The organism is Azospirillum brasilense (genome assembly GCF_008365405.1).
GTDB classification, from domain to species: domain Bacteria; phylum Pseudomonadota; class Alphaproteobacteria; order Azospirillales; family Azospirillaceae; genus Azospirillum; species Azospirillum brasilense_D.
This window is the reverse complement of record NZ_QOKV01000039.1, coordinates 1-22,690: the sequence shown is the minus strand read 5'-3', so window position 1 is coordinate 22,690 and position 22,690 is coordinate 1. Positions and strand designations below refer to the sequence as shown.

14 protein-coding genes are annotated in these 22,690 nt (G+C 69.7%); 2 read left to right on the top strand and 12 right to left on the bottom strand.

What is annotated here, in order from left to right; translation table 11 throughout:
• Positions 1 to 14: 14 nt before the first annotated feature.
• The 5 genes from DS837_RS30325 to DS837_RS30305 all read right to left on the bottom strand — a co-directional run bounded on the left by DS837_RS30325 (position 15) and on the right by DS837_RS30305 (position 10,926).
• Complete coding sequence (locus tag DS837_RS30325) at positions 15 to 1,496, bottom strand: efflux transporter outer membrane subunit (RefSeq protein WP_149168149.1); 1,482 nt, start codon at positions 1,494 to 1,496, stop codon at positions 15 to 17.
• A 187-nt stretch (positions 1,497 to 1,683) separates the two neighbouring features.
• Positions 1,684 to 4,947, bottom strand: coding sequence for an efflux RND transporter permease subunit (locus DS837_RS30320; RefSeq protein WP_149168148.1), 3,264 nt, complete (start codon positions 4,945 to 4,947; stop codon positions 1,684 to 1,686).
• Positions 4,944 to 8,045, bottom strand: a complete 3,102-nt coding sequence (locus DS837_RS30315; RefSeq protein ID WP_149168147.1) for an MdtB/MuxB family multidrug efflux RND transporter permease subunit — start codon at positions 8,043 to 8,045, stop codon at positions 4,944 to 4,946. Before DS837_RS30315 ends, DS837_RS30320 begins: the two co-directional genes overlap by 4 nt.
• A 15-nt stretch (positions 8,046 to 8,060) precedes the next feature.
• Positions 8,061 to 9,425, bottom strand: coding sequence for an MdtA/MuxA family multidrug efflux RND transporter periplasmic adaptor subunit (locus DS837_RS30310; RefSeq protein WP_149168146.1), 1,365 nt, complete (start codon positions 9,423 to 9,425; stop codon positions 8,061 to 8,063).
• 322 nt (positions 9,426 to 9,747) lie between these two features.
• The gene (locus DS837_RS30305) at positions 9,748 to 10,926 is read right to left on the bottom strand and encodes a pyridoxal phosphate-dependent aminotransferase (RefSeq protein WP_149168145.1); all 1,179 of its coding nucleotides are present in this window, start codon (positions 10,924 to 10,926) and stop codon (positions 9,748 to 9,750) included.
• A gap of 282 nt (positions 10,927 to 11,208) precedes the next feature.
• On the opposite strand from DS837_RS30305, the gene scpC reads away from it, so the two are divergent.
• Positions 11,209 to 12,702 carry a succinyl-CoA:acetate CoA-transferase ScpC gene (gene scpC / locus DS837_RS30300; protein WP_149168144.1) on the top strand — a complete coding sequence of 498 codons (1,494 nt, stop codon included), beginning with the start codon at positions 11,209 to 11,211 and terminating at the stop codon, positions 12,700 to 12,702.
• A gap of 72 nt (positions 12,703 to 12,774) precedes the next feature.
• On the opposite strand, the gene DS837_RS30295 is transcribed toward scpC, so the two are convergent.
• From DS837_RS30295 to DS837_RS30265, 7 genes are all read right to left on the bottom strand, one after another.
• Positions 12,775 to 13,128, bottom strand: coding sequence for a hypothetical protein (locus DS837_RS30295; RefSeq protein ID WP_149168143.1), 354 nt, complete (start codon positions 13,126 to 13,128; stop codon positions 12,775 to 12,777).
• A 117-nt stretch (positions 13,129 to 13,245) separates the two neighbouring features.
• A complete protein-coding gene (locus DS837_RS30290) occupies positions 13,246 to 14,949 on the bottom strand; it encodes a methyl-accepting chemotaxis protein (RefSeq protein WP_149168142.1) in 1,704 nt (567 codons plus the stop codon).
• 119 nt (positions 14,950 to 15,068) lie between these two features.
• Positions 15,069 to 16,598 (bottom strand): AMP-binding protein, encoded by a 1,530-nt coding sequence (locus tag DS837_RS30285; RefSeq protein ID WP_149168141.1) that lies wholly within the window; start codon positions 16,596 to 16,598, stop codon positions 15,069 to 15,071.
• A gap of 56 nt (positions 16,599 to 16,654) precedes the next feature.
• On the bottom strand, positions 16,655 to 18,424 hold the full coding sequence (locus DS837_RS30280; RefSeq protein WP_149168140.1) for an ABC transporter permease subunit: 1,770 nt from the start codon (positions 18,422 to 18,424) through the stop codon (positions 16,655 to 16,657).
• Positions 18,421 to 19,524, bottom strand: a complete 1,104-nt coding sequence (locus DS837_RS30275) for an ABC transporter ATP-binding protein (RefSeq protein WP_149168139.1) — start codon at positions 19,522 to 19,524, stop codon at positions 18,421 to 18,423. The genes DS837_RS30280 and DS837_RS30275 overlap by 4 nt, the downstream gene beginning before the upstream one ends.
• 30 nt (positions 19,525 to 19,554) lie before the next feature.
• A complete protein-coding gene (locus tag DS837_RS30270; RefSeq protein WP_149168138.1) occupies positions 19,555 to 20,631 on the bottom strand; it encodes a polyamine ABC transporter substrate-binding protein in 1,077 nt (358 codons plus the stop codon).
• A 112-nt stretch (positions 20,632 to 20,743) separates the two neighbouring features.
• Positions 20,744 to 21,514 (bottom strand): enoyl-CoA hydratase/isomerase family protein, encoded by a 771-nt coding sequence (locus DS837_RS30265; protein ID WP_149168137.1) that lies wholly within the window; start codon positions 21,512 to 21,514, stop codon positions 20,744 to 20,746.
• A 274-nt stretch (positions 21,515 to 21,788) separates the two neighbouring features.
• On the opposite strand from DS837_RS30265, the gene DS837_RS30260 reads away from it, so the two are divergent.
• The gene (locus DS837_RS30260) at positions 21,789 to 22,565 is read left to right on the top strand and encodes an IclR family transcriptional regulator (protein ID WP_247890212.1); all 777 of its coding nucleotides are present in this window, start codon (positions 21,789 to 21,791) and stop codon (positions 22,563 to 22,565) included.
• The last annotated feature ends 125 nt before the right edge of the window (positions 22,566 to 22,690 follow it).

Below are 22,690 nucleotides of genomic sequence, written 5' to 3'. Positions count from 1 at the left end.
GGTCTATTTCCGGATTAAAAATTCGGCGGAGTGCCCCCCAACGCCTGGAGCAGGGACACGGCGGCCAGCAGGCGGCTCTGCCGCACCGACAGGGCGCTTTCCTCGTCCGACAGGGCGGCGGTCTGGGCGGTCAGGACGCTGCTGTAGGGCAGGGTGCCCGCCCGGTACTGGTTCAGGGTCAGCCGCTCCGCCTCGCGCGCCAGCCGCACGGCGTCGTCCTGCACGGCGGCCTGCTGGGCCAGGATGCGCTGGGCGGCAAGCTGGTCCTCGACCTCCTGGAAGGCGGTCAGCACGGTCTGGCGGTACTGGGCCACGGTCTGGTCGAAGACGGCGCGGCGCAGCTCGACCTCGGCGGTCCGCGTGCCGCCGTCGAACAGGGTCTGGGCGACCTGCGCCCCGACCGCCCAGATCGCCGTCGGCGCCTGGAGGAGCTTGGGCAGGATCGTCGCGCTGTTGGTGAGGGAGCCGGACAGCACCACGTCGGGATACCAGGCCGACTCCGCGATGCCGATCTGGGCGTTGGCCTGGGCCATCTGCCGCTCCGCCGCCGCGATGTCCGGGCGGCGTTCCAGCAGGGCGGAAGGCACGCTGGGCGGGATGGCCGGGACCGCGGCGGCCAGCGGCGCCGGGGCCAGCGCGAAGGCGGCGGGCGCCTGCCCGACCAGAACCGCCATGGCGTGCTCGAACTGGGCGCGCTGCACCCCCAGCGCCACGAGCTGCGACTCGGTGGAGCGGACCTGCGTTTCGGCGGTGAAGACGTCGGCCAGGGTCGCCGTGCCCACGGCGTGGCGGTTGCGGGCGATCTCCAGCGACTGGCGGTAGGCGGCGATGGCCCGTTCCAGAAGGGCCTTGCGTTCGTCCGCCACGCGGAATTGAACGTAGGCGGTGGCCAGCTGCGCCTGCGCCGACAGGCGGGCTGCGGCGAGGTCGGCGGCGCTGGCCTGGAGGTTGGCATCGTTGCTTTCCACCGACCGGCGGATGCGGCCCCACAGGTCCGGCGCCCAACTCGCCCCCAGCCCGGCGTCATAGGTGGTGACCGGGGTTCCGCTGCGGCTGATGCCGGTGCCGGAAACGCTGCGGTTGCCCGACCCGACGGTTCCCGCCCGATCGGCGCCGCCGCTGACCGACAGGATCGGGAAGAAGGAGGAGCGGGCCTGATCCGACAGCGCCTTGGCCTGCCGGTAGGCGGCCTCCGCCGCCTTCAGGCTCTGGTTGTCCACCTCCACCCGCCGCATCAGCCCGTCCAGCACCGGATCGTTGAAGACGGTCCACCAGGGTCCGGCCTCCGCCTGTCCCGGCGTGGCCGGGCGCCAGCCGTCGTCGCGCGGGACGGGGGGAGCGAAGGCCACAGGGGTGATACCGCCCTCCTTGTAGGCTGGCGGCACGGCGGCGGACGGCCGCTCGTAATCCGGTCCCACCGCGCAGGCCGACAGCAGGGTGAGGGCGCCGAACGCCGTGCCCAGGAGACGGGCGCGCCGCCCGATGATCGTCGTCATGTCAGGTCCATCCGCAGTCGATCCCCTCTCCCGCCCCGGGAGAGGGAAGGGGCCCGCGCCGCAGGCGTGGGAAGGGTGAGGGTGTTGCCAAGGATCAGCGCCACGATCCTCGTGCGACCCTCACCCGCCCGCTGTCGCGGGCACCCTCTCCCGGGGCGGGAGAGGGACTTGTCGGCAATGGCGTCCATCATGCCGCGACACCCGCCTCGGGGCGCCGCCAGCGCCGCCGGCACCACAGCCGGAAGCGGTCGAGGTACAGGTAGGTGACCGGAGTCGTGTAGAGGGTCAGCATCTGGCTGACCACCAGACCGCCGACGATGGCGATGCCCAGCGGTTGGCGCAACTCCGCCCCGTCGCCCGAGCCGAGCGCCAGCGGCAGGGCGCCCAGCAAGGCGGCGACCGTGGTCATCATGATCGGGCGGAAGCGCAGCAGGCAGGCGCGGTGGATCGCGGTGCGCGGGTCCAGCCCCTCGCTCCGCTCCGCCTCCAGCGCCACGTCGATCATCATGATCGCGTTCTTCTTGACGATGCCGATCAGCAGGATCACGCCGATCAGCGCGATAATGCTCAGCTCCTTGTCCAACGCCATCAGCGCGACCAGCGCCCCCACCCCGGCGGAGGGCAGGGTGGACAGGATGGTCAGCGGGTGGATGTAGCTCTCGTAGAGCACGCCCAGCACGATGTAGACGGCCAGCAGCGCCGCCAGGATCAGCACCGGCTGGTCGCCGATCGACTGCTGGAACACCCGCGCAGTGCCCTGGAAGCTGCCCTGGATGGTCGTCGGCACGCCGATCCGGTCCATGGTGTGGCGGATCAGCGTCAGCCCCTCGCCCAGCGAAATGCCGGGGGCGAGGTTGAAGGAGAGGGTGGTGGCGACGAACGGCCCCTGGTGGTTCACCGACAGCGGCGTGTTCTCCAGCGCGACGCGGGCGATCGCCGAGAGCGGCACCATCGTCTCCACCCCCGTGCTGAGCGCCGAGCCGGTGGAGGCGGCGGTCCGGCCGGTGGTGGCGATCTGGTTGATGCGCTGGTTGCGCGCGGCCTCGGTGTCGGCGGTGGCGGCCCCGGCGATGGCGCTCGTCGCCTGCGTCCCGCTGACCGCCCCGCCGGATTTGCTGATGAGGATGTCCTTCATCATCTCCGGGTCCTCGCGGTACTGGGGGGCGACCTCCATGATCACGCGGTACTGGTTCAGCGGGTTGTAGATGGTCGAGGCGGAGCGCTGGCCGAAGGCGTCGTAGAGCGTGTTGTTGATCTGGTTGAAGGACAGGCCCAGCCGCGCCGCGGCGTCGCGGTCCACCGTCACCTCCAGCGCCAGCCCGCGCTGCTGCTGGTCGGAGTTCACCTCGGTCAGCTCCGGCACCTGCTGGAGGGCCTGGGTCAGGCGGGGCGCCCAGGTCTGCAGCTCGTCCAGCGTGTCGCCCTGCAGCGTGAACTGGTAGTTGGCGTTGGACTGCCGCGCGCCCGCCCGCAAATCCTGCATGACCGACAGGTACAGGTTCGCGCCGGGCACCTGGGTAAGCTGGGTGCGCAGCCGGGCGATCACCGCGTCGGCGGTCACGTCGCGCTGCGCCAGCGGCTTCAGCGAGACGGCCATGAAGCCGCTGTTGGTCCGGCTGCCGCCGGTGTAGCCGACCACCGTGTCCACCGCCGGGTCGGCCTGCACCAGCGCCACGAAGCGTTCCATCTTCTCCTTCATCAGCGTGAAGGAGGTGCTCTGGTCCGCCACGACGAAGCCGATCAGGCGGCCGGTGTCCTGCTGCGGGAAGAAGCCCTTGGGGATGATCGTGAAGAGATGGACGCTGAGCGCCACCGTCGCCGCGAAGACCACCATGGTCAAAAGGCTGTTGTCGAGCGCCGCCGTCAGCGTCCGGTCGTAGAGGCGCAGCGTGCCGCCGCCGATGCGGGCGCCGACCCGGCGCAGGGCGGCCACGGCGCGGCCCGGCTCCCTGGCCTTGCGCGGCTCGCGCAGCAGGACGGCGCACATCATCGGCGTGGTGGTCAGGCTGATGACCATCGAGACCAGGATGGCGATGGACAGGGTCAGGGCGAATTCGCGGAACAGCCGCCCGACGATGCCGCCCATCAGCAGGATCGGGATGAAGACGGCGACCAGCGACACGCTCATCGACAGGACGGTGAAGCCGACCTCCCGCGCGCCGCGCAGCGCCGCCTGGGTGCGGGACATGCCGTTCTCGATGTGGCGGGCGATGTTCTCCAGCACGACGATGGCGTCGTCGACGACGAAACCGGTGGCGATGGTCAGCGCCATCAGCGACAGGTTGTTCAGGCTGTAGCCCAGCAGATACATGGCGCCGAAAGTGGCGACCAGAGACACCGGCACGACCACGCTGGGGATCAGCGCCGCCCGCGCGTTGCGCAGGAACAGGAACACCACCATCACCACCAGCCCGACGGCGATGATCAGCGTGTGCTCCACCTCGGCCAGCGAGGCGCGGATGGTCGTGGTGCGGTCGCTGGAGACCGACAGATCGATGTCGGCGGGAATGGAGGCGCGAAGCTCCGGCAGCATGGCCTTCACCCGGTCCACCGTCTCGATGATGTTGGCCGCCGGCTGGCGGTTCAGGATCAGCAGGACGGACGGCTTGCCGTTGGTGATGCCGGCGTTGCGCAGATCCTCCACGCTGTCCGACACCTCGGCCACGTCGGACAGCCGGACCGCCGCCCCGTTGCGGTAGGCGATGACCAGAGACCGGTACTCCTCCGCCTTGCGGGCCTGGTCGTTGGTGTAGATCTGGAAGCGCAGCTCCCCGTCCTCGACGGCGCCCTTGGGTGCGTTGGCGTTGGCCGACGCGATGGCGGCGCGCACGTCCTCCAGCCCGATGCCGTACTGGAACAGGGCGCGCGGGTTCAGCTCCACCCGCACGGCGGGGAGCGAGCTGCCGCCGATGCTGACCTGCCCGATGCCCTCCACCTGCGACAGCTTTTGCTGGAGCACGGTCGCCGCGGAATCGTAGAGCTGCCCCTGGCTGAGCGTCGCCGAGGTCATGGTCAGGATCATGATCGGGGCGTCGGCGGGGTTGACCTTGCGGTAGGTCGGGTTGCTGCGCAGACTGGACGGCAGGTCGGCGCGGGCGGCATTGATGGCGGCCTGCACCTCGCGGCCCGCGCCGTCGATGTCGCGGTTCAGCCCGAACTGGAGCGTGATGCGCGTCGATCCGGCGGAGCTGGAGGAGGTCATCTCCGTCACGTCGGCGATCTGCGCCAGATGCCGCTCCAGCGGCGTGGCGACGCTGGCGGCCATCGTCTCCGGGCTGGCGCCGGGCATCGAGGCGCTGACCGAGATGGTCGGGAAATCCACCTGCGGCAGCGGCGACACCGGCAACCCCAGGAAGCCCAGCGCCCCGGCCAGCGCCAGCCCCAGCGTCAGCAGGGTGGTGGCGACCGGCCGCCGGATGAAGGGCGCCGACAGGTTGGCGGCCCAGCTCATCGCGCGGCCCCTTCCGTCTGCCCGTCGGGGCGCCCGCGCAGGCGCGCGGCCAGCCGATCGAAGGCCAGATAGATCACCGGCGTGGTGTAGAGGGTCAGAAGCTGGCTGAGGATCAACCCGCCGACGATCGACACGCCCATCGGCTGGCGCAGCTCCGACCCCGTGCCGGAGCCGAGCATCAGCGGCAGGGCGCCGAGCAGCGCCGCCATGGTCGTCATCAGGATCGGCCGGAAGCGCAGCAGGCAGGCCTGATAGATGGCCTCGCGCGGGGGCTTGCCCTCCTCCCGCTCGGCGTCGAGCGCGAAGTCGATCATCATGATCGCGTTCTTCTTCACGATGCCGATGAGCAGGATGATGCCGATGATGGCGATGATGTCCAGGTCGTGCCCGGCCAGCATCAGCGCAATCAACGCCCCCACCCCCGCCGAGGGGAGGGTGGAGAGGATCGTGATCGGGTGGATGTAGCTCTCGTAGAGGACGCCCAACACGATGTACATCGTGACGATGGCGGCCAGGATCAGCAGGAGCTGGTTGCCCAGCGACGCCTGGAAGGCCAGCGCCGCGCCCTGGAAGCGGGTCAGCACGCTGGCCGGCAGGCCGAGTTCCTGTTCCGCCGCCTCGATGGCCGTGACCGCGGCGCCCAGCGAGACCCCCGGCGCGAGGTTGAAGGAGACGGTGACCGCCGGGAACTGCCCGAAATGGTTGATCTGGAGCGGCGCGTTGCGCACCTCCATCCGCGCGAAGGCGGCCAGCGGCACCTGCCCGCCGCCCGCCGAGGGCAGATGGATGGCGGTCAGCAGCTGGTCCACCGTCATGCGGTCGGGGTCGGCCTCCAGGATCACGCGGAACTGGTTGGCCTGGGTGAAGATGGTGGAGACGATGCGCTGGCCGAAGGAGTCGTACAGCGCGTTGTCGATGGCCGCCGTGGTGACGCCGTAGCGCGCGGCGGTGTCGCGGTCGATGGTGATGGCGGCCGACAGCCCCTTCTCCTGAAGGTTGCTGGTGACGTCGGTGATCTCCGGCACCGCGGCCAGCCGGTCCAGCAGCCTCGGCGCCCAGACGCGCAGCTCCTCGGGATTGGCGTCCTCAAGCACGAACTGGTACTGGGTGCGGCTGACCGTGGCGTCGATGGTCAGGTCCTGCACCGGCTGCATGAACAGCTCGATTCCGGGGACCTGGGCGGTGTTGTGGCGGATGCGGCGGATGATGTCGGCCACAGGATCCGTCCGCTGCTCCTTCGGCTTCAGGTTGATGAGGAGGCGCCCGCTGTTCATGGTGGTGTTGGTGCCGTCCACCCCGATGAAGGAGGACAGGCTGACCACGTCGGGGTCCTTCAGCACCTCCACCGCCAGCGCCCGCTGCCGCTCCGCCATGGCGGCGTAGGAGACGGACTGGGTGGCCTCCGTCACGCCCTGGATCAGGCCGGTGTCCTGCGCCGGGAAGAAGCCCTTGGGGATGGCGGTGTAGAGCACCACCGTCAGCGCCAGCGTGCCCACGGCGACCAGCAGCGTCGCCCCCTGGCGGTCCAGCACCCAGCGCAGCGTGCGGGCGTAGCCGGCGATCACCGCGTCGAACCACGCCTCGCTGCGGCGGGCGATGGCGGACATCTCGCGCGGCTCGCGGTGGCGCAGCAGCTTGGCGCAGAGCATCGGCACCAGCGTCAGCGAGACGACGGCGGAGATTAGGATGGTGACGGCCAGCGTGATGGCGAACTCGCGGAACAGCCGGCCCACCACGTCGCCCATGAACAGCAGCGGGATCAGCACCGCGATCAGCGAGACGGTCAGCGACACGATGGTGAAGCCGATCTGCTTCGACCCCTTCAGCGCAGCCTGGAGCGGCGGCTCGCCGCGCTCCACATGGCGGGCGATGTTCTCGATCATCACGATGGCGTCGTCGACGACGAAGCCGGTCGCGACGGTGAGCGCCATCAAGGACAGGTTGTTCAGGCTGAAGCCCGCCAGATGCATCACCGCGAAGGTGCCGACCAGCGACAGCGGCACCGACAGGCTGGGGATGATCGTCGCCGGGATGTTGCGCAGGAACAGGAAGATCACCAGGACCACCAGCCCCATGGCCACCATCATCTCCATCTGCACGTCCTCGACGGAGGCGCGGATGGTCACGGTACGGTCGGTCAGGACGGCGACGTCGACCGAGCCGGGCAGGGCGGCGGTCAGGTTGGGCAGCATCTCCTTCACCCGGTCCACCACCTCGATCACGTTGGCGCCGGGCTGGCGCTGGATGTTCAGGAGGATGGCCGGCGTGTCGTTCATCCAGGCGCCCAGCCGGGTGTTCTCGGCGCTGTCCAGCACCTCGGCGACGTCGGACAGGCGCACCGGGGCGCCGCTGCGGTAGGCGACGACGAGGTCCTTGTACTCGTCGGCCCGGCGGAGCTGGTCGTTGGCGTTGATGGTGTAGTTGCGGGTCGGCCCGTCGATGGTGCCCTTGGGCGAGTTGACGTTGGCCGTGTTGATGGTGCTGCGCAGGTCGTCGATGTTCAGCCCGTAGGCGGCCAGCGCCTGGACGTTGGCGCGGATGCGCACCGCCGGCCGGTGCCCGCCGCTGAGGCTGACCAGACCGACGCCGGGAAGCTGCGACAGCTTCTGCGCGAAGCGGCTGTCCGCCAGATCCTGCACCTGGGTCAGCGGCAGCGTCTTGGAGGTCAGGGCGAGTGTCAGGATCGGGGCGTCCGCCGGGTTGACCTTGGCGTAGATCGGCGGGGCCGGCAGGTCGGAGGGCAGCAGGTTCCCGGCGGCGTTGATGGCCGCCTGGACCTCCTGCTCCGCGATGTCGATGCTGAGTTCCAGCCCGAACTGGAGCGTGATGACCGACGCCCCGGCGGCGCTGACCGACGACATCTGGACCAGCCCCGGCATTTGGCCGAGCTGGCGCTCCAGCGGGGCGGTGACCGACGAGGTCATCACCTCCGGGCTGGCGCCGGGGAAGAAGGTCTGGACCTGGATCGTCGGGTATTCCACCGCCGGCAGCGCCGACAGCGGCAGGAAGCGGTAGGACACCGCCCCCACCAGCAGGATCGCCAGCATCAGCAGCGAGGTGGCGACCGGGCGGACGACGAAGGGGTGGGAGATGTTCATGGCCGCAGGCGCGCGTTACGACGCGTTGCGCTGGGGACGGCGCTGCGGGCGCGGCCCCTCGCTGGCCGGAGAGGGGGACGGTGCGGGGGCAGCCGGCTGGGCCGAACCGTCGGTCGCCGCCACCTTGGCGCCCTCGCGCAGGCGGTCGGCGCCCTGGATCACCACCGTCTCGCCGGGCTGCACGCCCTGTGTGATGACGGTCTTCGCCCCGTCGCTGGCGCCCAGCGTCACCGGACGGACGGAGGCCGTGCTGTCCGCGCCGTTCACCACATAGACATAGGTGCCGGGCGCCCCGCGCTGCACCGCCGCCACCGGGACCATCGGCACGCCGGCCAGCGTGTCCACCAGAAGCTGGACGTTGACGAACTGGTTGGGGAACAGCGACTGGTCGGCGTTGTCGAACTGGGCGCGCAGCTTGACCGTGCCGGTGGTCACGTCGATCTGGTTGTCCACCGTGGTCAGCGTGCCGGTCGCCAGCACACGGTCGCGCGTCCGGTCGTAGGCGGTGACCGGCAGATTCGCCCCGTCGCGCAGCCGGGCCATGATCGCCGGGATGTTGTCCTCCGGCAGGGTGAACAGGACGGAGATCGGCTGCACCTGGGTGATGACAACGATGCCGCCGGCCTCGCCCGCCGTGACGTAGTTGCCGGAATCGACCAGCCGCAGCCCGGCGCGGCCCGAGACCGGCGCTGTGATGCGGGTGTAGGACAGGTTCAGCTTGGCGTTCTCCACCGCCACCTGATCGGCCTTCACTGTGCCCTCATACTGCTGGACCAGCGATTCCTGTGTATCGCGCTGCTGCTTGGCGATGGAGTCCTGTTTGACCAGCAGGCGGTAGCGCTCCAGGTCCAGCCGGGCGTTCTTCAAAAGCGCCTGGTCACGCAGAAGCTGGGCCTCGGCCTGCTCGACGGCGAGTTGGAAGGGGCGCGGGTCCACCTCCGCCAGGAAGTCGCCCTTCTGCACGGTCTGCCCCTCGGTGAAGGCGACCTGGGTGAGCTGGCCGCCGACCTGCGGGCGCACCGTGACGGTGGCGAGCGACGAGACGGTGCCCAGCCCGTTCAGCCGGATCGGCATGTCGCCCTTTTCCACCGTGGCGGTCACCACCGGCGAGGCGGTCGGCATCCCGGGCCGGAACCCGCCGGGGCCGCCGCGGGCCGCCATCTCCGGCGCCGGGCGGAAGGCGAACCACCACACCCCGCCGCCGATCAGCGCCAGCACCACCAGCCACGCCAGCACCCGCCCCAGGATCGAGCGCCGTCGCGGCGCGTCGGTCCGTTGGGCGGCGGGAACCGACTGGTCCCGGCGGGCCTCCGGCACTGCCGTGGCGTGGCTGTCCGGCCCCTGCGCGGGCGGCGGTTTGAGAGGCGTGTCCAAATCCATCGGGTCCTTCATCGCCTGCGGGCGTCGTCCGGAAAGTCGCGTCGGGAGGGCGGCCGGCGGCCCGGCCCCGATCCCGGCGGGACGCTATCACGGCGTCGCGCGCAGAATATGTCCAGAAGGGATTAGATTTGTAACGCTCGGTAACAGCGTCGAGGGGCGTCAGGAATCCCCTCTCCCGTCCCGGGAGAGGGAAGGGGCCCGCGCCGGAGGCGTGGGAAGGGTGAGGGTGCCGGCAAGGATCAGTCTCTTGATCCTCGCACGACCCTCACCCGGCCCTTCGGGCCACCCTCTCCCGGGGCGGGAGAGGGGTTTTCGGCCAACGTCATGCCCCTGACGCCAACCCCGTCACGAAGGCGGCGATGCGGCGGCAGGCCTCGTCAAGCTCCGCCTCGCCGACCGCGAAGGACAGGCGGACGCAGCCCGCCGCCGCCGGGCCGAAGGCGCCGGCGTCGAGGACCGACACGCCGGTTTCGCGGAACAGCCGCCACGCGAACTCCATGGTCGGCAGGCCGGTGCCGCGCACGTCCACCAGCATGAACATGCCGGCCTCCGGCTTCAGGCAGCGCAGGCCGGGAACGGAGCCGAGCGCCTCCAGCGCGATGTCGCGGCGGCGGCGGTAGCCCTCGCGCATCGCCGCCACCGCCTCGTCGCCCTGCTCGACGGCGACCAGCGCCGCCTGCTGCACGAAGCCCGGCAGGCCGTAGAGCATGCACAGCGCCAGCGTGCCCATATGGCCGACCAACGGCGCCGGGGCGACCACCCAGCCGGCGCGCCAGCCGGTCATGGCGTGCGACTTGGACAGGCTGTTGATGGTCACCGTGCGCTCCGCCATGCCGGGCAGGGTGGCGATGCCGATGTGCGGCCGGTCGAAGGTCAGGCTGGCGTAGACCTCGTCGGCGACCACCCACAAATCGTGACGGCGGGCGAGGTCGGCGACGGCCTCCAGTTCCTCCGCCGACATGACGATGCCGGTGGGGTTGGCCGGCGTCGCCAGGAAGATGGCGCGGGTGCGCGGGGTGACCGCTGCGGCCAGCGCCGCCGGGTCCAGCCGCAGCGTGGCGGCGTCCGGTGCCACCGGGACCAGCGTGGCGCCCGACGCGCGGACGCAGGCCTCGTAGGTCAGGTACATCGGCTCGGGCACCAGCACCTCGTCCCCCGCCTCGACGAGGCAGAGGGTGGCGTTGAACAGGCCGTTCTGCGCCCCGGCGCAGACGATGACGTTCTCCGGCTCGACGGCCATGCCGGTGCGGCGGGCCACGTCGCGGGCCAGCGCGGCGCGCAGCTCCGGACGGCCGGGAATCGGGGTGTAGTGGGTGTCGCCGGCGTGCAGGGCGGCGATGGCGGCGTCGCGCACCGGGGCGGGCGTGTCGAAATCAGGGTCGCCGACGCTCAGCACGATCACGTCCTCGCCGCGCCCCTTGGCGGTCCAGGCGGCGAAATGGATGTCCCAGGCCGCGACGCGGTCGCCGCGGATGCGGTCGGTGAGGGAAGAGAAACGCATCGGCGGGGGCTCCCTGGCAGGCTTATTCGTTGGCCGGACAAGGGTCACGGCGGACGACCCATTCATATGCCCCAGGGCGGTGCCGGGGCACAACCGGGCGTTTGAGGAGCGACGGCGCAGGGCGGCCATTCATGCCCATTAGGACACCCTGATATGACCGACCGGCAATTGCAGCGCTGCGAAAGGGGGGCCTATGACGGACCTCAAAGAAAAGAACAAGTGAATCGTCCACCGAACAATCCCAACAGGCAACAAACGCCCGAGAACGTGCAAAGGATAACCATGTACCGCGACCGTATTCGCCTGAAATCCCTGTGGGGAAAGGTGGTGACGCCGGAAGAGGCGGCCCTGCTGATCCGTGACGGCATGACCATCGGCATGAGCGGCTTCACCCGCGCCGGGGACGCCAAGGCGGTGCCGCTGGCGCTGGCCGAACGCGCCGCGACGGAACGGCTGAAGGTCACGCTGATGACCGGCGCCTCGCTCGGCAACGACGTGGACCGCATCCTGACGGAGGCCGGGGTTCTGGCCCGCCGCCTGCCGTTCCAGGCCGACCCGGTGCTGCGCAAGGCGATCAACCGCGGCGAGGTGATGTTCGTCGACCAGCACCTGTCGGAGACGGTGGAGCTTCTGCGCTCCCGCCAGATGGGGCCGGTGGACGTGGCGGTGATCGAGGCCTGCGCGATCACCGAGACGGGAGGGATCGTTCCCACCACCTCCATCGGCAACTCCGCGACCTTCGCCATCCTGGCGGAGAAGGTCATTGTCGAGCTGAACCTGACCCAGCCGCTCGACCTGGAGGGGATGCACGACGTCTACATCCCGACGCGCCGCCCCTTCCGCGAGCCGATCCCGGTGGTGACGGCGGAGAGCCGGGCCGGCCTGCCCTGCATCCCCATCGATCCGTCGAAGATCGCGGCCATCGTGGTGACCCGCAAGCAGGACAGCAGCGCCACCATCCTGCCGCCGGACGATGAAACCAGGGACATCGCCGGGCACCTGATCGAGTTCCTCGACCGCGAGGTGCGGCAGGGCCGGCTGGGCCGCTCGCTGAACCCGCTCCAGGCCGGGATCGGGACCATCGCCAACGCCGTGCTGCACGGCATGATCGACAGCCCGTTCCACGACCTGACCATGTACAGCGAGGTCCTGCAGGACAGCACCTTCGATCTGTTCGACGCCGGCAAGCTGACCTTCGCCTCTGGCTCCTCGATCACGCTGAGCGCCGGGAAGTACGCGGAGGTTCTGCCGAAGATCGGCAGCTACAAGGGCCGGCTGCTGCTGCGCCCGCAGGAAATCTCCAACCACCCGGAGGTCATCCGCCGGCTGGGCGTGATCGGCATCAACACGGCGCTGGAGTGCGACATCTACGGCAACGTGAACTCGACCCATGTCAACGGCACGCAGATGATGAACGGCATCGGCGGCTCCGGCGACTTCGCGCGCAACGCCCACCTCGCCATCTTCGTCACCAAGTCGCTGGCCAAGGACGGCCGGATCTCCAGCGTCGTGCCGATGGTCACTCACACCGACCACAACGAGCATGACGTGGACGTCCTGGTGACCGAAACCGGTCTGGCCGACCTCCGCGGCCTCGCCCCGCGCGAGCGGGCGGAGACGATCATCCGCAACTGCGTCCATCCCAGCTACCGCGAGCTGGCGCTGGATTATCACCGCCGGGCGCTGCAGCGCGGCGGCCACACGCCGCACCTGCTGGAGGAGGCCTTTTCCTGGCACCTGCGCTACCAGCAGACGGGCAGCATGCAGCCGGCCTGAGGTTCCGATGCCCTCCCCTGCGCAGCGGGGGAGGGTTGGGAGAGGGCCCCTCGCGAGAGCCTTTTCACCGGATCAGGGGCAGACGGCCTCGACGATCCGGCACACGTCCCCGGCGGTGCGCGGGGTGAAGCGGGCGAGCAGCCCGCCGCGCAGCTCGGGCACGATCAGCGACACCGGCTGCTCGGCGGGGACCGTCAGATCGTGGTCGAGATCGCAGACGCTGACGTAATCCAGCCCGGTCATGGCGACCAGGAGCGACTGCCGCCCGCGCGCGTCGACGGCGTGGGCGATGGCCCGCCCGTTGGCGGCGGCGTAGGCGGCGGCCTGGTCCCGGGTGTAGCGGGACACCGGCAGCACCCGGAGGGAGGGGTGGCTGCGCAGGACCGTGGCGATGAGGGCGTTGAGGCCGCTGGACAGGCTCGGCATGGGGTACCAAAGGCTTCCGACTGTGGAGCGCCATGCTACCACGAATTCGGCCGTTGGGGGCGCTGCCCCCGCGCGACGCGACAATGGTCACGCGGGGGTCACGCCCGCACGGAGAGGTCAGCCCGCGCGGACCCGCGCGATGAAGCCCTGTATTTCGTCGCGCAGCAGGTCGGAGTCGCGGGACAGGCTGTTCGCCGCATCCAGTACCTCGGCGGCGGCCTCGCGCACGTCGGTGGCTGACTGGCTGACGCCGCCGATGTTGCCCGACACCAGCCGGGTGCCCTGGGCCGCCTGCTGGATGTTGCGGCCGATCTCGTGGGTGGCGGCGGTCTGTTGCTCCACGGCGGCAGCGATGGCGCCGGCGATGGCGTCCACGTCGGCGATGGTGCGGGCGATGTTGCGGATGGCCGCCACGGTGCCTTCGGTGATCGCCTGGATCTCGGTGATCTGGCTGGCGATCTCCTCGGTCGCCTGGGAGGTCTGGGTGGCCAGCGCCTTCACCTCGTGGGCGACCACGGTGAAGCCCTTGCCGGCCTCGCCCGCCCGCGCCGCCTCGATGGTGGCGTTCAGCGCCAGCAGGTTGGTCTGGCTGGCGATGTTCTGGATCAGGTTGACCACGTCGCCGATCTTCTGGGCGGCGCTGGACAGCCGCTCGACCAGCGCGTTGGTCCGTTCCCCTTCTGTCACCGCGTCGCGGGCGACCGTCGCGGCGCCGTTCACTTGGCGGCCGATCTCGCCGATGGAGCTTCCCAGCTGCTCCGACGCAGCGGCGACCGTCGCGACGTTGGCCGATGCCTGCTCCGTCGCGGCGGCGACCGAGGAGGCCTGCTCCGTCGTCGTCTCGGCGGCGCCGGTCATCGTCTGCGCGTTGCTCTGAAGCTGGCGGGCGGCCTGCGAAACGGCGTGGACCACACCCTGCACGTTGGCGTCGAACTGGTCGGCCAAGGCCAGCATGGCGGCCCGGCGGTCAGCCTCCATCTGGCGCTTCTGCGCGTCGCTCTCCTCCTGGAGACGCCGCATCTCCAATCCGTTGCTCTTGAAGACCTGGAGCGCACGGGCGAGCAGGCCGACCTCGTCCGTCCGCGAGGTGCCCTGGATGGCGACGGTCAGGTCGCCGGCGGCGATCAAGGTCATCTCCGACGTCAGGCGGTGCAGCGGACGCACGACGAAGAACAGCAGGATGGACCCCAGCAGGCCGAAGGCGAACAGCACGCCGGCGCCCGCGACCGTGTAGAGCCGCGCCATAACCTGCTGGGACAGGGCGGTGGCGCGCTTCTCGGCCTCCCGCGTGTCGGCCATGCTCTGCTCCACCCGCTCGCCCAGCGCCGCGGTCAGCTTCTGCCGGACTGGGCGGCCGACGTCGATGGACACGCGGATGGCGCCGTCGGTGTCGAAGCCGCGGGCCAGCTGCACGGTCGTCTGGGCGATGCGTTCATACTCCCCGACGATCGACTTGATGGCCTGGATGCTCTCGCGCTCCGCCGGATCGTCGTAGGCCTCGGCCAGCGTGTCGATGGCGGACACCGCCTTGGCGATGTTGGCCTTGAGCTGCGCGTTGGCGGCGTCGATGGCCTCGCGGGAGGAGGCGACGATGGCGTTCGCCTCGGTGTCCATGGCGTCGCCGAGCGCCGACTGGACGGCAATCGCCGCGCCGAGCCGGTTGGCGACCACCTCGGTGATGCGGGCGGTCGATTGCGTCAGGTCGGAGATCGCGCTCCGGGCGGTCCAGACGAGGCTGGCGATGACGATCAGCAGGACGAGAACCGGAACGAGGATCTTGTGCAGTAACTTGCGGTTCGAGAACCAGCGGTGCAGCGGCATGTCCAAGGCTTTCCAATAAGGCGGGCTTGATCGGCGGGGCGACAGGGGGGCACCCGGAGCCGGGTCCAAAAAATTCCCCCGCAGGCCGGTCGGCATGCGGGGGGAGGTGAGACGCGCCGTCAGCCGGCCAGCCGGTCCCAGCAGCCGTCTAAGGCGGGGGACAGCTTGTGCTTCATGATGCGCTGGCTGGGGGTGCGCTCGAACTCCTCGACCACCGCGATGTAGCGCGGATTCTGATAGGGAGCGAGCTGTTTTCCGAGCCAGCCGGACAGCGACGGGATGTCCAGCGTCGCCCCGGCCTTCGGCTTCACGAACAGCTTGATGTCCTGCTCGCCCACCTCGGCGGCGACGCCGATGATGGCGCAATCCTCGACGGAGGGGTGGGTGGCCGCCACATGCTCGACCTCCCAGGCAGAGACGTTCTCGCCCTTGCAGCGCACGCTGTCGGTCATCCGGCCGTGGAACAGCAGCGTGCCGCTGTCGTCCAGCGAGCCGAGGTCGCCGGTGTGCAGGGCACCGTCCTTGAGCGCGCGGGCCGTCGCCTCCGGGTTGCGGAAGTAACCGGCGAAGATGGCGCCGGGCCGGTCGGTGCGGACGACGATCTCGCCCCGCTCGCCCTGCGGCACCGGCTTGCCCGCGCCGTCCAGCAGCTCGACGGTGAACCAGGGCATCGGGCGGCCGACCGCGCCGACCACGCCCTCGTCGTTGCAGGTGGTGATGCTCGACGCCTCGGTCATGCCGTAGCATTCGCGGATCTGCACGCCGAACCGCTCCTCGAAGGGCGTCCAGGTCTCCTTGGGGCAGCCGCCGCCCCAGGCGATGCGCACGGGGTGGTCATGATCGCGCGGCGAGACCGGCTGCTTGAGCAGGATCTGCAGGATGCCGCCCAGATAATGGATGTGGGTCGCCCCATACTCCCGCACCTGGTCCCAGAAGCGGCTGGCGCTGAAGCGGTCGACCATGGCGAGCGACACGCCGCGGATCAGCGGCATGACGATCATCTGGGCGCCGCCGATGTGGTACAGCGGCTCCCACACGAACAGCACGTCGCCATCGCGGGCGGCGGAGACGCGGGCCACCGCCTCGCCGGCCAGCCGCATCATGCGGTGCGACACCAGCACGCCCTTGGGCCGCCCGGTGGTGCCGGAGGTGTACATGATGGCGAAGATGTCGTCGGGGGCGGGCGGCGCCTCCTCGAAGGCGGCGTCGGACTCCAGCAGGGTTTCCAGCCGCAGGGCCGCCGCCGGGTCGCCCTGGACGATCAGCGGCGTGCCGGCGGGCACCGCACCCGTCTCGGCGATCACCGGCAGGAACTCGGCCTCGGCAATGATGGCGCCGGGGTCCGAATGCTCCAGGATGTAGCGCAGGCCCTCGCCGCGCTGCTGGGCGTTGATCGGCACCCAGACCAGCCCGGCCTTGGCGAGGCCGAACAGGGTGGAAAGCACCAGCGGGCTGTTGCGCAGCATGAGCGCCACGCGGTCGCCGGGCTTCAACCCCAGCCGCCGCAGCTCCGCCGCCACGCCGTCGGACTGACGGTCGAGCGTGGCGAAGCTCAGCGCCTCGCCGTTGAAGCGGGCGAACAGGCGGGCCCGTCCGGTCCGGGCCGCCTGCGTGAACAGGCGGACGAACCCTTCTTCGAAATCGGACATGGTGCGTAATCTCGAATGCGTTTGGTCGGTTGGTTACGGCCGAATAGGGTTGCCGATCAGCGCGCCGGACGGCGCAGCCATTCCGCCATCAGCAGCAGGGCCATCACGATCGCGAAGACCACGACGGACACGGCGGCCAGCGTCGGGTTCAACTGGAGGATCATGTCGTCCCACATCTGCTTCGGAAGCGTGGTCTTGACGCCGCCGCTGACGAAGATCGCCACGGTCAGCTCGTCGAAGGAGGTGATGAAGGCGAACAGGAAGGCCGCCACCAGACCGCCGCGGATCAGCGGCACGGTGACCAGCATCAGCGTCCGGAAGCGGTTCGCCCCCAGCGTCGCCGCCGCCTGGTCCAGCCGCCAGTCGTGCCCCTTGACCACCGCGGAGATCGCGACGAAGGCGAAGGGCAGGGCCAGCACCGTGTGGCCGATGATCAGGCCGAGGTCGGTGGCGACCAGCCCGATCTGGGCGAACAGGTAGAACAGCCCGACCGCGATGACGATGCGCGGCACGATCATCGGCGCCAGGAAGAAGGCGAAGATCGCCCCCCGCCAGCGCGAGGAGGAGCGGGCGAGCGCCAGCGCCGCCAGACCGGCCACCAGCGTCGCCAGGACCGCCGTGGCGAAGGCCACCACGAAAGAGCGGATCGTCGCCGACACCCAGAGGTCGGAGTTGAAGTAGACCCGGAACCACTCCAGCCCGTAGCCCGGCGGCGGGAAGTCGAGGAAGGGGGAGGTGGTGAAGGCGATGGGAACGACTACCAGCGCCGGGGCGACCAGGAAGACGATCACCGCCGTGGAATAGAGCGGCAGCAGCCGGTCCATCATCTTCGGTCCCAGCACGCGCCCGACCGGACCGCCAAGCGCCGTCGACGCCTTGGCGAGCGCCGACAGAATTTTCATCCCGGCGCCGCGCAGGCGGCCCTGGCCGCCGCCCGCCCGCCCGGAGGTCTCTCCCGACAGGGACGACAGGCCGAACAGCCGGTCGTAGACCCAGCAGGTGACCAGGGCGGCGACCAGCATGAAGGTGGCCAGCGCGCCGGCGAAGGCCCAGTTCAGCATCTCCTGGATCTGGGTGATGATGAGCTGCGCCAGCATGGTCTGCTGCGGCCCGCCGAGCAGCGCCGGAACGATGAAGAAGCCCAGCGAGGAGATGAAGGTCAGCAGCCCCGCCGCCGCCACACCAGGCAAGGAAAGTTGGAAATAGACGAGCCAGAAGGCGTTGGCTGGTGGCGCGCCCAGCGTTTCCGCCGCCTGGACCAGCCGGCGATCGATGGTGGTCAGCACCGGCAGCATGGTCAGCACGGCCAGCGGCAGCATGGCGTGGACCATGCCGGCCATCACGCCGAACTCGTTGTGCAGCAGCGGCAGGGGCGACATCCCGGTGCCGGAGAGGATCTGGTTGATGACGCCGGTGCGCCCGAGGATTACCATCCAGGCGAAGGTCTTCACCAGATAGCTGGTCCAGAAGGGCACCATCACGGCCAGGATCGCCAGCCCGCGCTGGCGCTCCGGCAGTTGCGCCAGCCAGTAGGCCAGCGGGTAGCCGAACAGGAGCGACAGCAGGGCGGTCAGCCCGGCGATGCGGAAGGTGCTCATCAGGACGCGGAAATAGACATCCGTGGCGACGATGCGGGCGTAATGGTCGCCGGTCCAGGCCGAGGTCTCCAGGTCCTGGACGCTGAGGCCGAGCAGCCGCAGCACCGGGAACAGGAAGAAGATGGCGAGGAAGGCGAGGCCGGGGGCGGCCAGCCACAGCGGCCCGAAGCGCAGCCACCGCCGCGCCGCGGCGAAGGCGCCGTCATGGTTCAGGGCGGCGGCGCTCATGACACCAGCACCCCGGCGTCGGCGCGCCAGCGCACCGCGACGACCTCGCCAAGCCGCGGCGGGGCGGTGCCGCGGCGCAGCCGGACGGTGATCGTCTCCTCGCCGCCGAGCGACACCAGGACGCGGGTCTCGGACCCGGCATAGACGGTGTCCACCACCTCGCCCCGCACCTCGTTGTCGCCCTCGCCGTCGATGTCGAGCTGCTCGGGACGGACAACCAGCGTGCCGTCCGAACGGTCCGGCGTGTCGGCGGACAGACGGAAGCTGCCGTTGCCGGTGACCAGCATGGGCACCCCGTTGCCGTCGCGCCGGACCTGCCCACGGAAGATGTTCGACACGCCGATGAAGTCGGCGGCGAAGGCGGTCTTCGGGCGCGCGTAGATGTCGTGCGGGGTGCCGAGCTGCTCGATCCGCGCGTGGTTCATCAGGCAGATGCGGTCCGACATGGCCAGGGCTTCCTCCTGGTCATGGGTGACGTAGATGATCGTGGCGCCGGTCTCGCGGTGAAGGCGCTTGATCTCGTACTGCATGTGCTCGCGCAGCTTCTTGTCGAGCGCCCCCAGCGGCTCGTCCATCAGGATGACCGAGGGCTGGTAGACGAAGCAGCGCGCCAGAGCAACGCGCTGCTGCTGCCCGCCGGACAGCTCCTTGGGGAAGCGCCCGGCGAGATGGCCGAGATGGACCATCTCCAGCGCTTCCTTCACGCGCCGCGCCAGGTCCGCCGGGGCGACGCCCCGCATCCGCAACGGAAAGCCGATGTTCTCGGCCACCGTCAGGTGGGGGAACAGGGCGTAATGCTGGAAGACGAGGCCGATGTCCCGCTTGTGCACGGGGGTTCGGGTCTCGTCCTGCCCATCGATCAGGATGCGCCCGCCGCTCGGCTCCACCAGCCCGCAGATCATCTGCAACAGCGTGGTCTTGCCGGACCCCGACGGGCCGAGCAGCGTCAGGAACTCGCCCGCCGGGACGTCCAGGCGGGTGGGTTCCAGCGCCGTGATGGCGCCGTACCGTTTGGTCAGGCCGTCGACCTGCAGCTTCGGCGTGGCGGCGGCTCCGGCCGGGACCGGCGCTGTCCGCGCCTGTGCGGGCGGTGAGAGCATGGCGGCGGGTCTCCTTTCCGACAGGCGGGCTTAGCCGAGGATCCAGGCGTTGAAACGCTCGTTCATCTTCGACCGGTTGGCGCCCCACCAATCCTCCTTGGCGATGGTCATCACCTTGAGGTTGTCTTCGAAGGTGGGCAGCGCCGGGGCGCGCTCCTTCGGGATGCTCTTGTAGGCGTCGAGGTTGGTCGGGCCGTAGGCCAGCACCTCGGTGAAGACGGCCTGACGGGACGGATCGGCGCAGAACTTGATGAACTGGCGGGCGGCGTCGGCGCGCGGGTTGCCGCGCGGGATGCCCCAGCCTTCGATCGAGTAGAGGCCCTGGTTCCAGTTGATCTTCACCGGGGCGCCGCCGTCGATCACCGCCTGGGCGCGGGCGTTCCACAGGGCGATCATGTCGACTTCGCCGCTCTGGATGAGCTGGCTGGACTGGGCGCCGCCGGTCCACCACACGGCGATGTGCGGCTTGATGCGGTCGAGCGCCTTGAAGGCGCGGTCGACGTCGAGCGGGTAGAGCTGGTCGAGCGGCACGCCGTCGGCGAGCAGTGCCTGCTCCAGCGTGTCGATCGGGTTCTTGCGCAGCGAGCGGCGGCCCGGGAACTTCTCGACGTTCCAGAAATCGGCCCAGCTCTGCGGCGCATTGGCGGCGAACTTGTCGGCGCGGTAGCCGAGGATGGTCGAATAGACGTCGGTGCCCATCCAATGGCTGGTCAGCGAGTCCGGCATCAGGCCGGGGACGTCCGCCGCTGCGAAGTTCAGCGGCTCCAGCAGGTTTTGCTTCATCAGGATGTCGCGCGCCGACAGCGTCAGCGTGCAGACGTCCCAGGTGTAGGACTTGGTCTCCACGATGGCCTTGAACTGGGCGGTCGGCTCCGCCTCACGGGCGACGTTGACCACCTTGATGCCGGTAGCCTTCTCGAACGGGTCGTAGAAAGACTTGCGGAAGGCCGGGCTGTAGGGGCCGCCCGGATCGGCGACGGTGATCTGCTGGGTGGCGGCGAAGGCCGGACGCAGCAGCCCGGCGGGCAGGGTGGCGCCCAGCGCGACGCCGGCGGCTCCCTTCATCAGGCTGCGGCGGCCCATGGAGAAGCCGGAGGTCTTGCTCATGTGAAACTCCCTGTTCTGTGCGGCCGGGGCGTCTCTGCTGCCCCGGTGGATGAGCGCCGCCGTGGCGGCGCGGGCGGGCGGATCGTTGCGCCCTTGGAACGACGTGTCTGCCTTACGCGCGCTTCGCGGCGCGCTTGGCGAGGAACTCCTCCATCATCCGGGCCGGTTCGCCGGACGCGTAGGCCTCGCGCTGGATGCGGACGCCGGCGGCCAGGGCGTCGCGGAAGCCGGCCTCGGTCATCTCGCGGAACCGCTGCTTGTCCAGACGCATGGCGACCGGCGGCTTGGCGGCCAGTTCCTCGGCCAAGGCCAGGGATTCGGCCATCACACGGTCCTGCGGGACGATGCGGTTGATCAGGCCGATGCGGTGGCTTTCCTCGGCGTCCATCAGCCGGCCCGACAGCGTCAGGTCGATGGTGCGGGCCAAGCCGATCATCTCCTTCATGATCCACGGGCCGGTGGTGCTGGCGATGCCGGAGTTGATTTCCGGCTGGCCCATGCGCACCCCGGCGTGGCCGATGCGGAAGTCGCCGAGCAGGGCGACCTGGAAGGCGGAGCCGGCGGCGACGCCGTTCAGCGCGATGATCAGCGGCTTCGACAGGGTGCGCATGCGGTGGTAGAGGCGCTCCCACTCCGCCACCCACTCCTCGGCGCGGTCGGCGTCAAAGGTCTTGGTCTCGTTCAGGTCCTGCCCGGCGCCGAAGGCGCGGTCGCCGGCCCCGGTGAGGATGATCGCACGCACACCGTCCTGATTCTCGAACTGCTCGAACGCCACGACCAGTTCGTCGCGCATCGCGCCGTTCCAGGCGTTCAGGATCTCCGGGCGGTTCAGCGTGATGATGCCGACCGGGCCACGAACCTCGGTGAGGATGAATTTGAACACGGGACCACTCCTGTAAGCGGGGCGTTTCGCGCGCCTTGCGGACGTTCCGGCGCCCTTCGAGGCGGCGCGTCGTATTGCAATACGATACTTGGTATTGAATAGCTTGGCTTGATTTGCTAGACCTGTCAACGGTATCTCTCGCACACGAACCACAGGACCGATCGCCATGGCTCCGCGCCGTCCGTCTTCCCGACAGTCAGACACGGAATCCGCAACCGCCGTTGCGGACGCCTCGGTGAAGGAGGGTGGCGCCGCGCGCGCCGGCGATCCCTTGATGGTCATGTCCGTGGAAAAGGCGTTCCGCGTGCTGAACGCGTTCGACGCGGCGCGCCCGACGATGAGCCTGACCCAGATCGCCTCCATCGTCGGCCTGGACAAGAGCGCGGCCCAGCGCTTCACCCACACGCTGGAAAAGCTGGGCTACCTGCACAAGGACCCGGAGACGAAGCGGTTCGAGCTGACGGTCAAGACGCTCGACCTCGGCCATCATTACCTGCGCGGCAACGGCCTGCTCGAACGCTCGATGCCCTACCTGATGCATCTCAGCAAGACCACCGAGGAGACGATCAATCTCACCATGCTGGACGACACGGAGATCGTCTTCGTGTCGCGCTTCATGAGCCGCCACGTGCTGAACACCGACGTCGTCCTCGGGATGCGGATGCCCGCCTACTGCACGGCGCCGGGGGTGGCGATGCTGTCGCGGATGCCGATGGAGGACGCCGCCGATCTGATCGACCGCATGGACCTGCACCCCTACACGCCGAACACCACCTGGAAGCGCGAGGATCTGCTGGCGAAGATCGAACGGTCCGCCGATCTCGGCTACGCCACCGCCTTCGAGGAATATTACCATGGCGACCTGTCGATCGCGGCAGCCATCGTCGGTCCGGCCGGCGCGCCCATCGGCGCGATCAACATCGCCGTCTCACGCTCCCGCTTCACCCCGCAGGAGGCGGAGGAGCGCTTCGCCCCGCTGGTCGTTGCCGCATCGTCGTCGATCTCCACCATCGGCCGTCCGGCCCCGCCGAGGAAAAACGCACCGCGGTGAAAAAAGCGCTTGCCGGGCTAATCCAACCCGCCTATAACCCGGCTCCCACGACGCCGGGGCCGCTGAGAAGCGCGACGGCGGCAAGGGAACGGCAGAGATGCCGAAGACGAGACGAAGTAACGTCG

Excerpts from the sequence above, each read along its gene's own strand:
- DS837_RS30260 (WP_247890212.1), top strand. The coding sequence starts at position 21,789 with ATGGTCATGTCCGTGGAAAAGGCGTTCCGCGTGCTGAACGCGTTCGAC.
- DS837_RS30270 (WP_149168138.1), bottom strand. The coding sequence starts at position 20,631 with ATGAGCAAGACCTCCGGCTTCTCCATGGGCCGCCGCAGCCTGATGAAG.
- DS837_RS30290 (WP_149168142.1), bottom strand. The coding sequence starts at position 14,949 with ATGCCGCTGCACCGCTGGTTCTCGAACCGCAAGTTACTGCACAAGATC.
- DS837_RS30275 (WP_149168139.1), bottom strand. The coding sequence starts at position 19,524 with ATGCTCTCACCGCCCGCACAGGCGCGGACAGCGCCGGTCCCGGCCGGA.
- DS837_RS30285 (WP_149168141.1), bottom strand. The coding sequence starts at position 16,598 with ATGTCCGATTTCGAAGAAGGGTTCGTCCGCCTGTTCACGCAGGCGGCC.
- scpC (WP_149168144.1), top strand. The coding sequence starts at position 11,209 with ATGTACCGCGACCGTATTCGCCTGAAATCCCTGTGGGGAAAGGTGGTG.
- DS837_RS30320 (WP_149168148.1), bottom strand. The coding sequence starts at position 4,947 with ATGAGCTGGGCCGCCAACCTGTCGGCGCCCTTCATCCGGCGGCCGGTC.
- DS837_RS30325 (WP_149168149.1), bottom strand. The coding sequence starts at position 1,496 with ATGACGACGATCATCGGGCGGCGCGCCCGTCTCCTGGGCACGGCGTTC.
- DS837_RS30305 (WP_149168145.1), bottom strand. The coding sequence starts at position 10,926 with ATGCGTTTCTCTTCCCTCACCGACCGCATCCGCGGCGACCGCGTCGCG.
- DS837_RS30310 (WP_149168146.1), bottom strand. The coding sequence starts at position 9,425 with ATGGATTTGGACACGCCTCTCAAACCGCCGCCCGCGCAGGGGCCGGAC.
- DS837_RS30295 (WP_149168143.1), bottom strand. The coding sequence starts at position 13,128 with ATGCCGAGCCTGTCCAGCGGCCTCAACGCCCTCATCGCCACGGTCCTG.
- DS837_RS30315 (WP_149168147.1), bottom strand. The coding sequence starts at position 8,045 with ATGAACATCTCCCACCCCTTCGTCGTCCGCCCGGTCGCCACCTCGCTG.
- DS837_RS30280 (WP_149168140.1), bottom strand. The coding sequence starts at position 18,424 with ATGAGCGCCGCCGCCCTGAACCATGACGGCGCCTTCGCCGCGGCGCGG.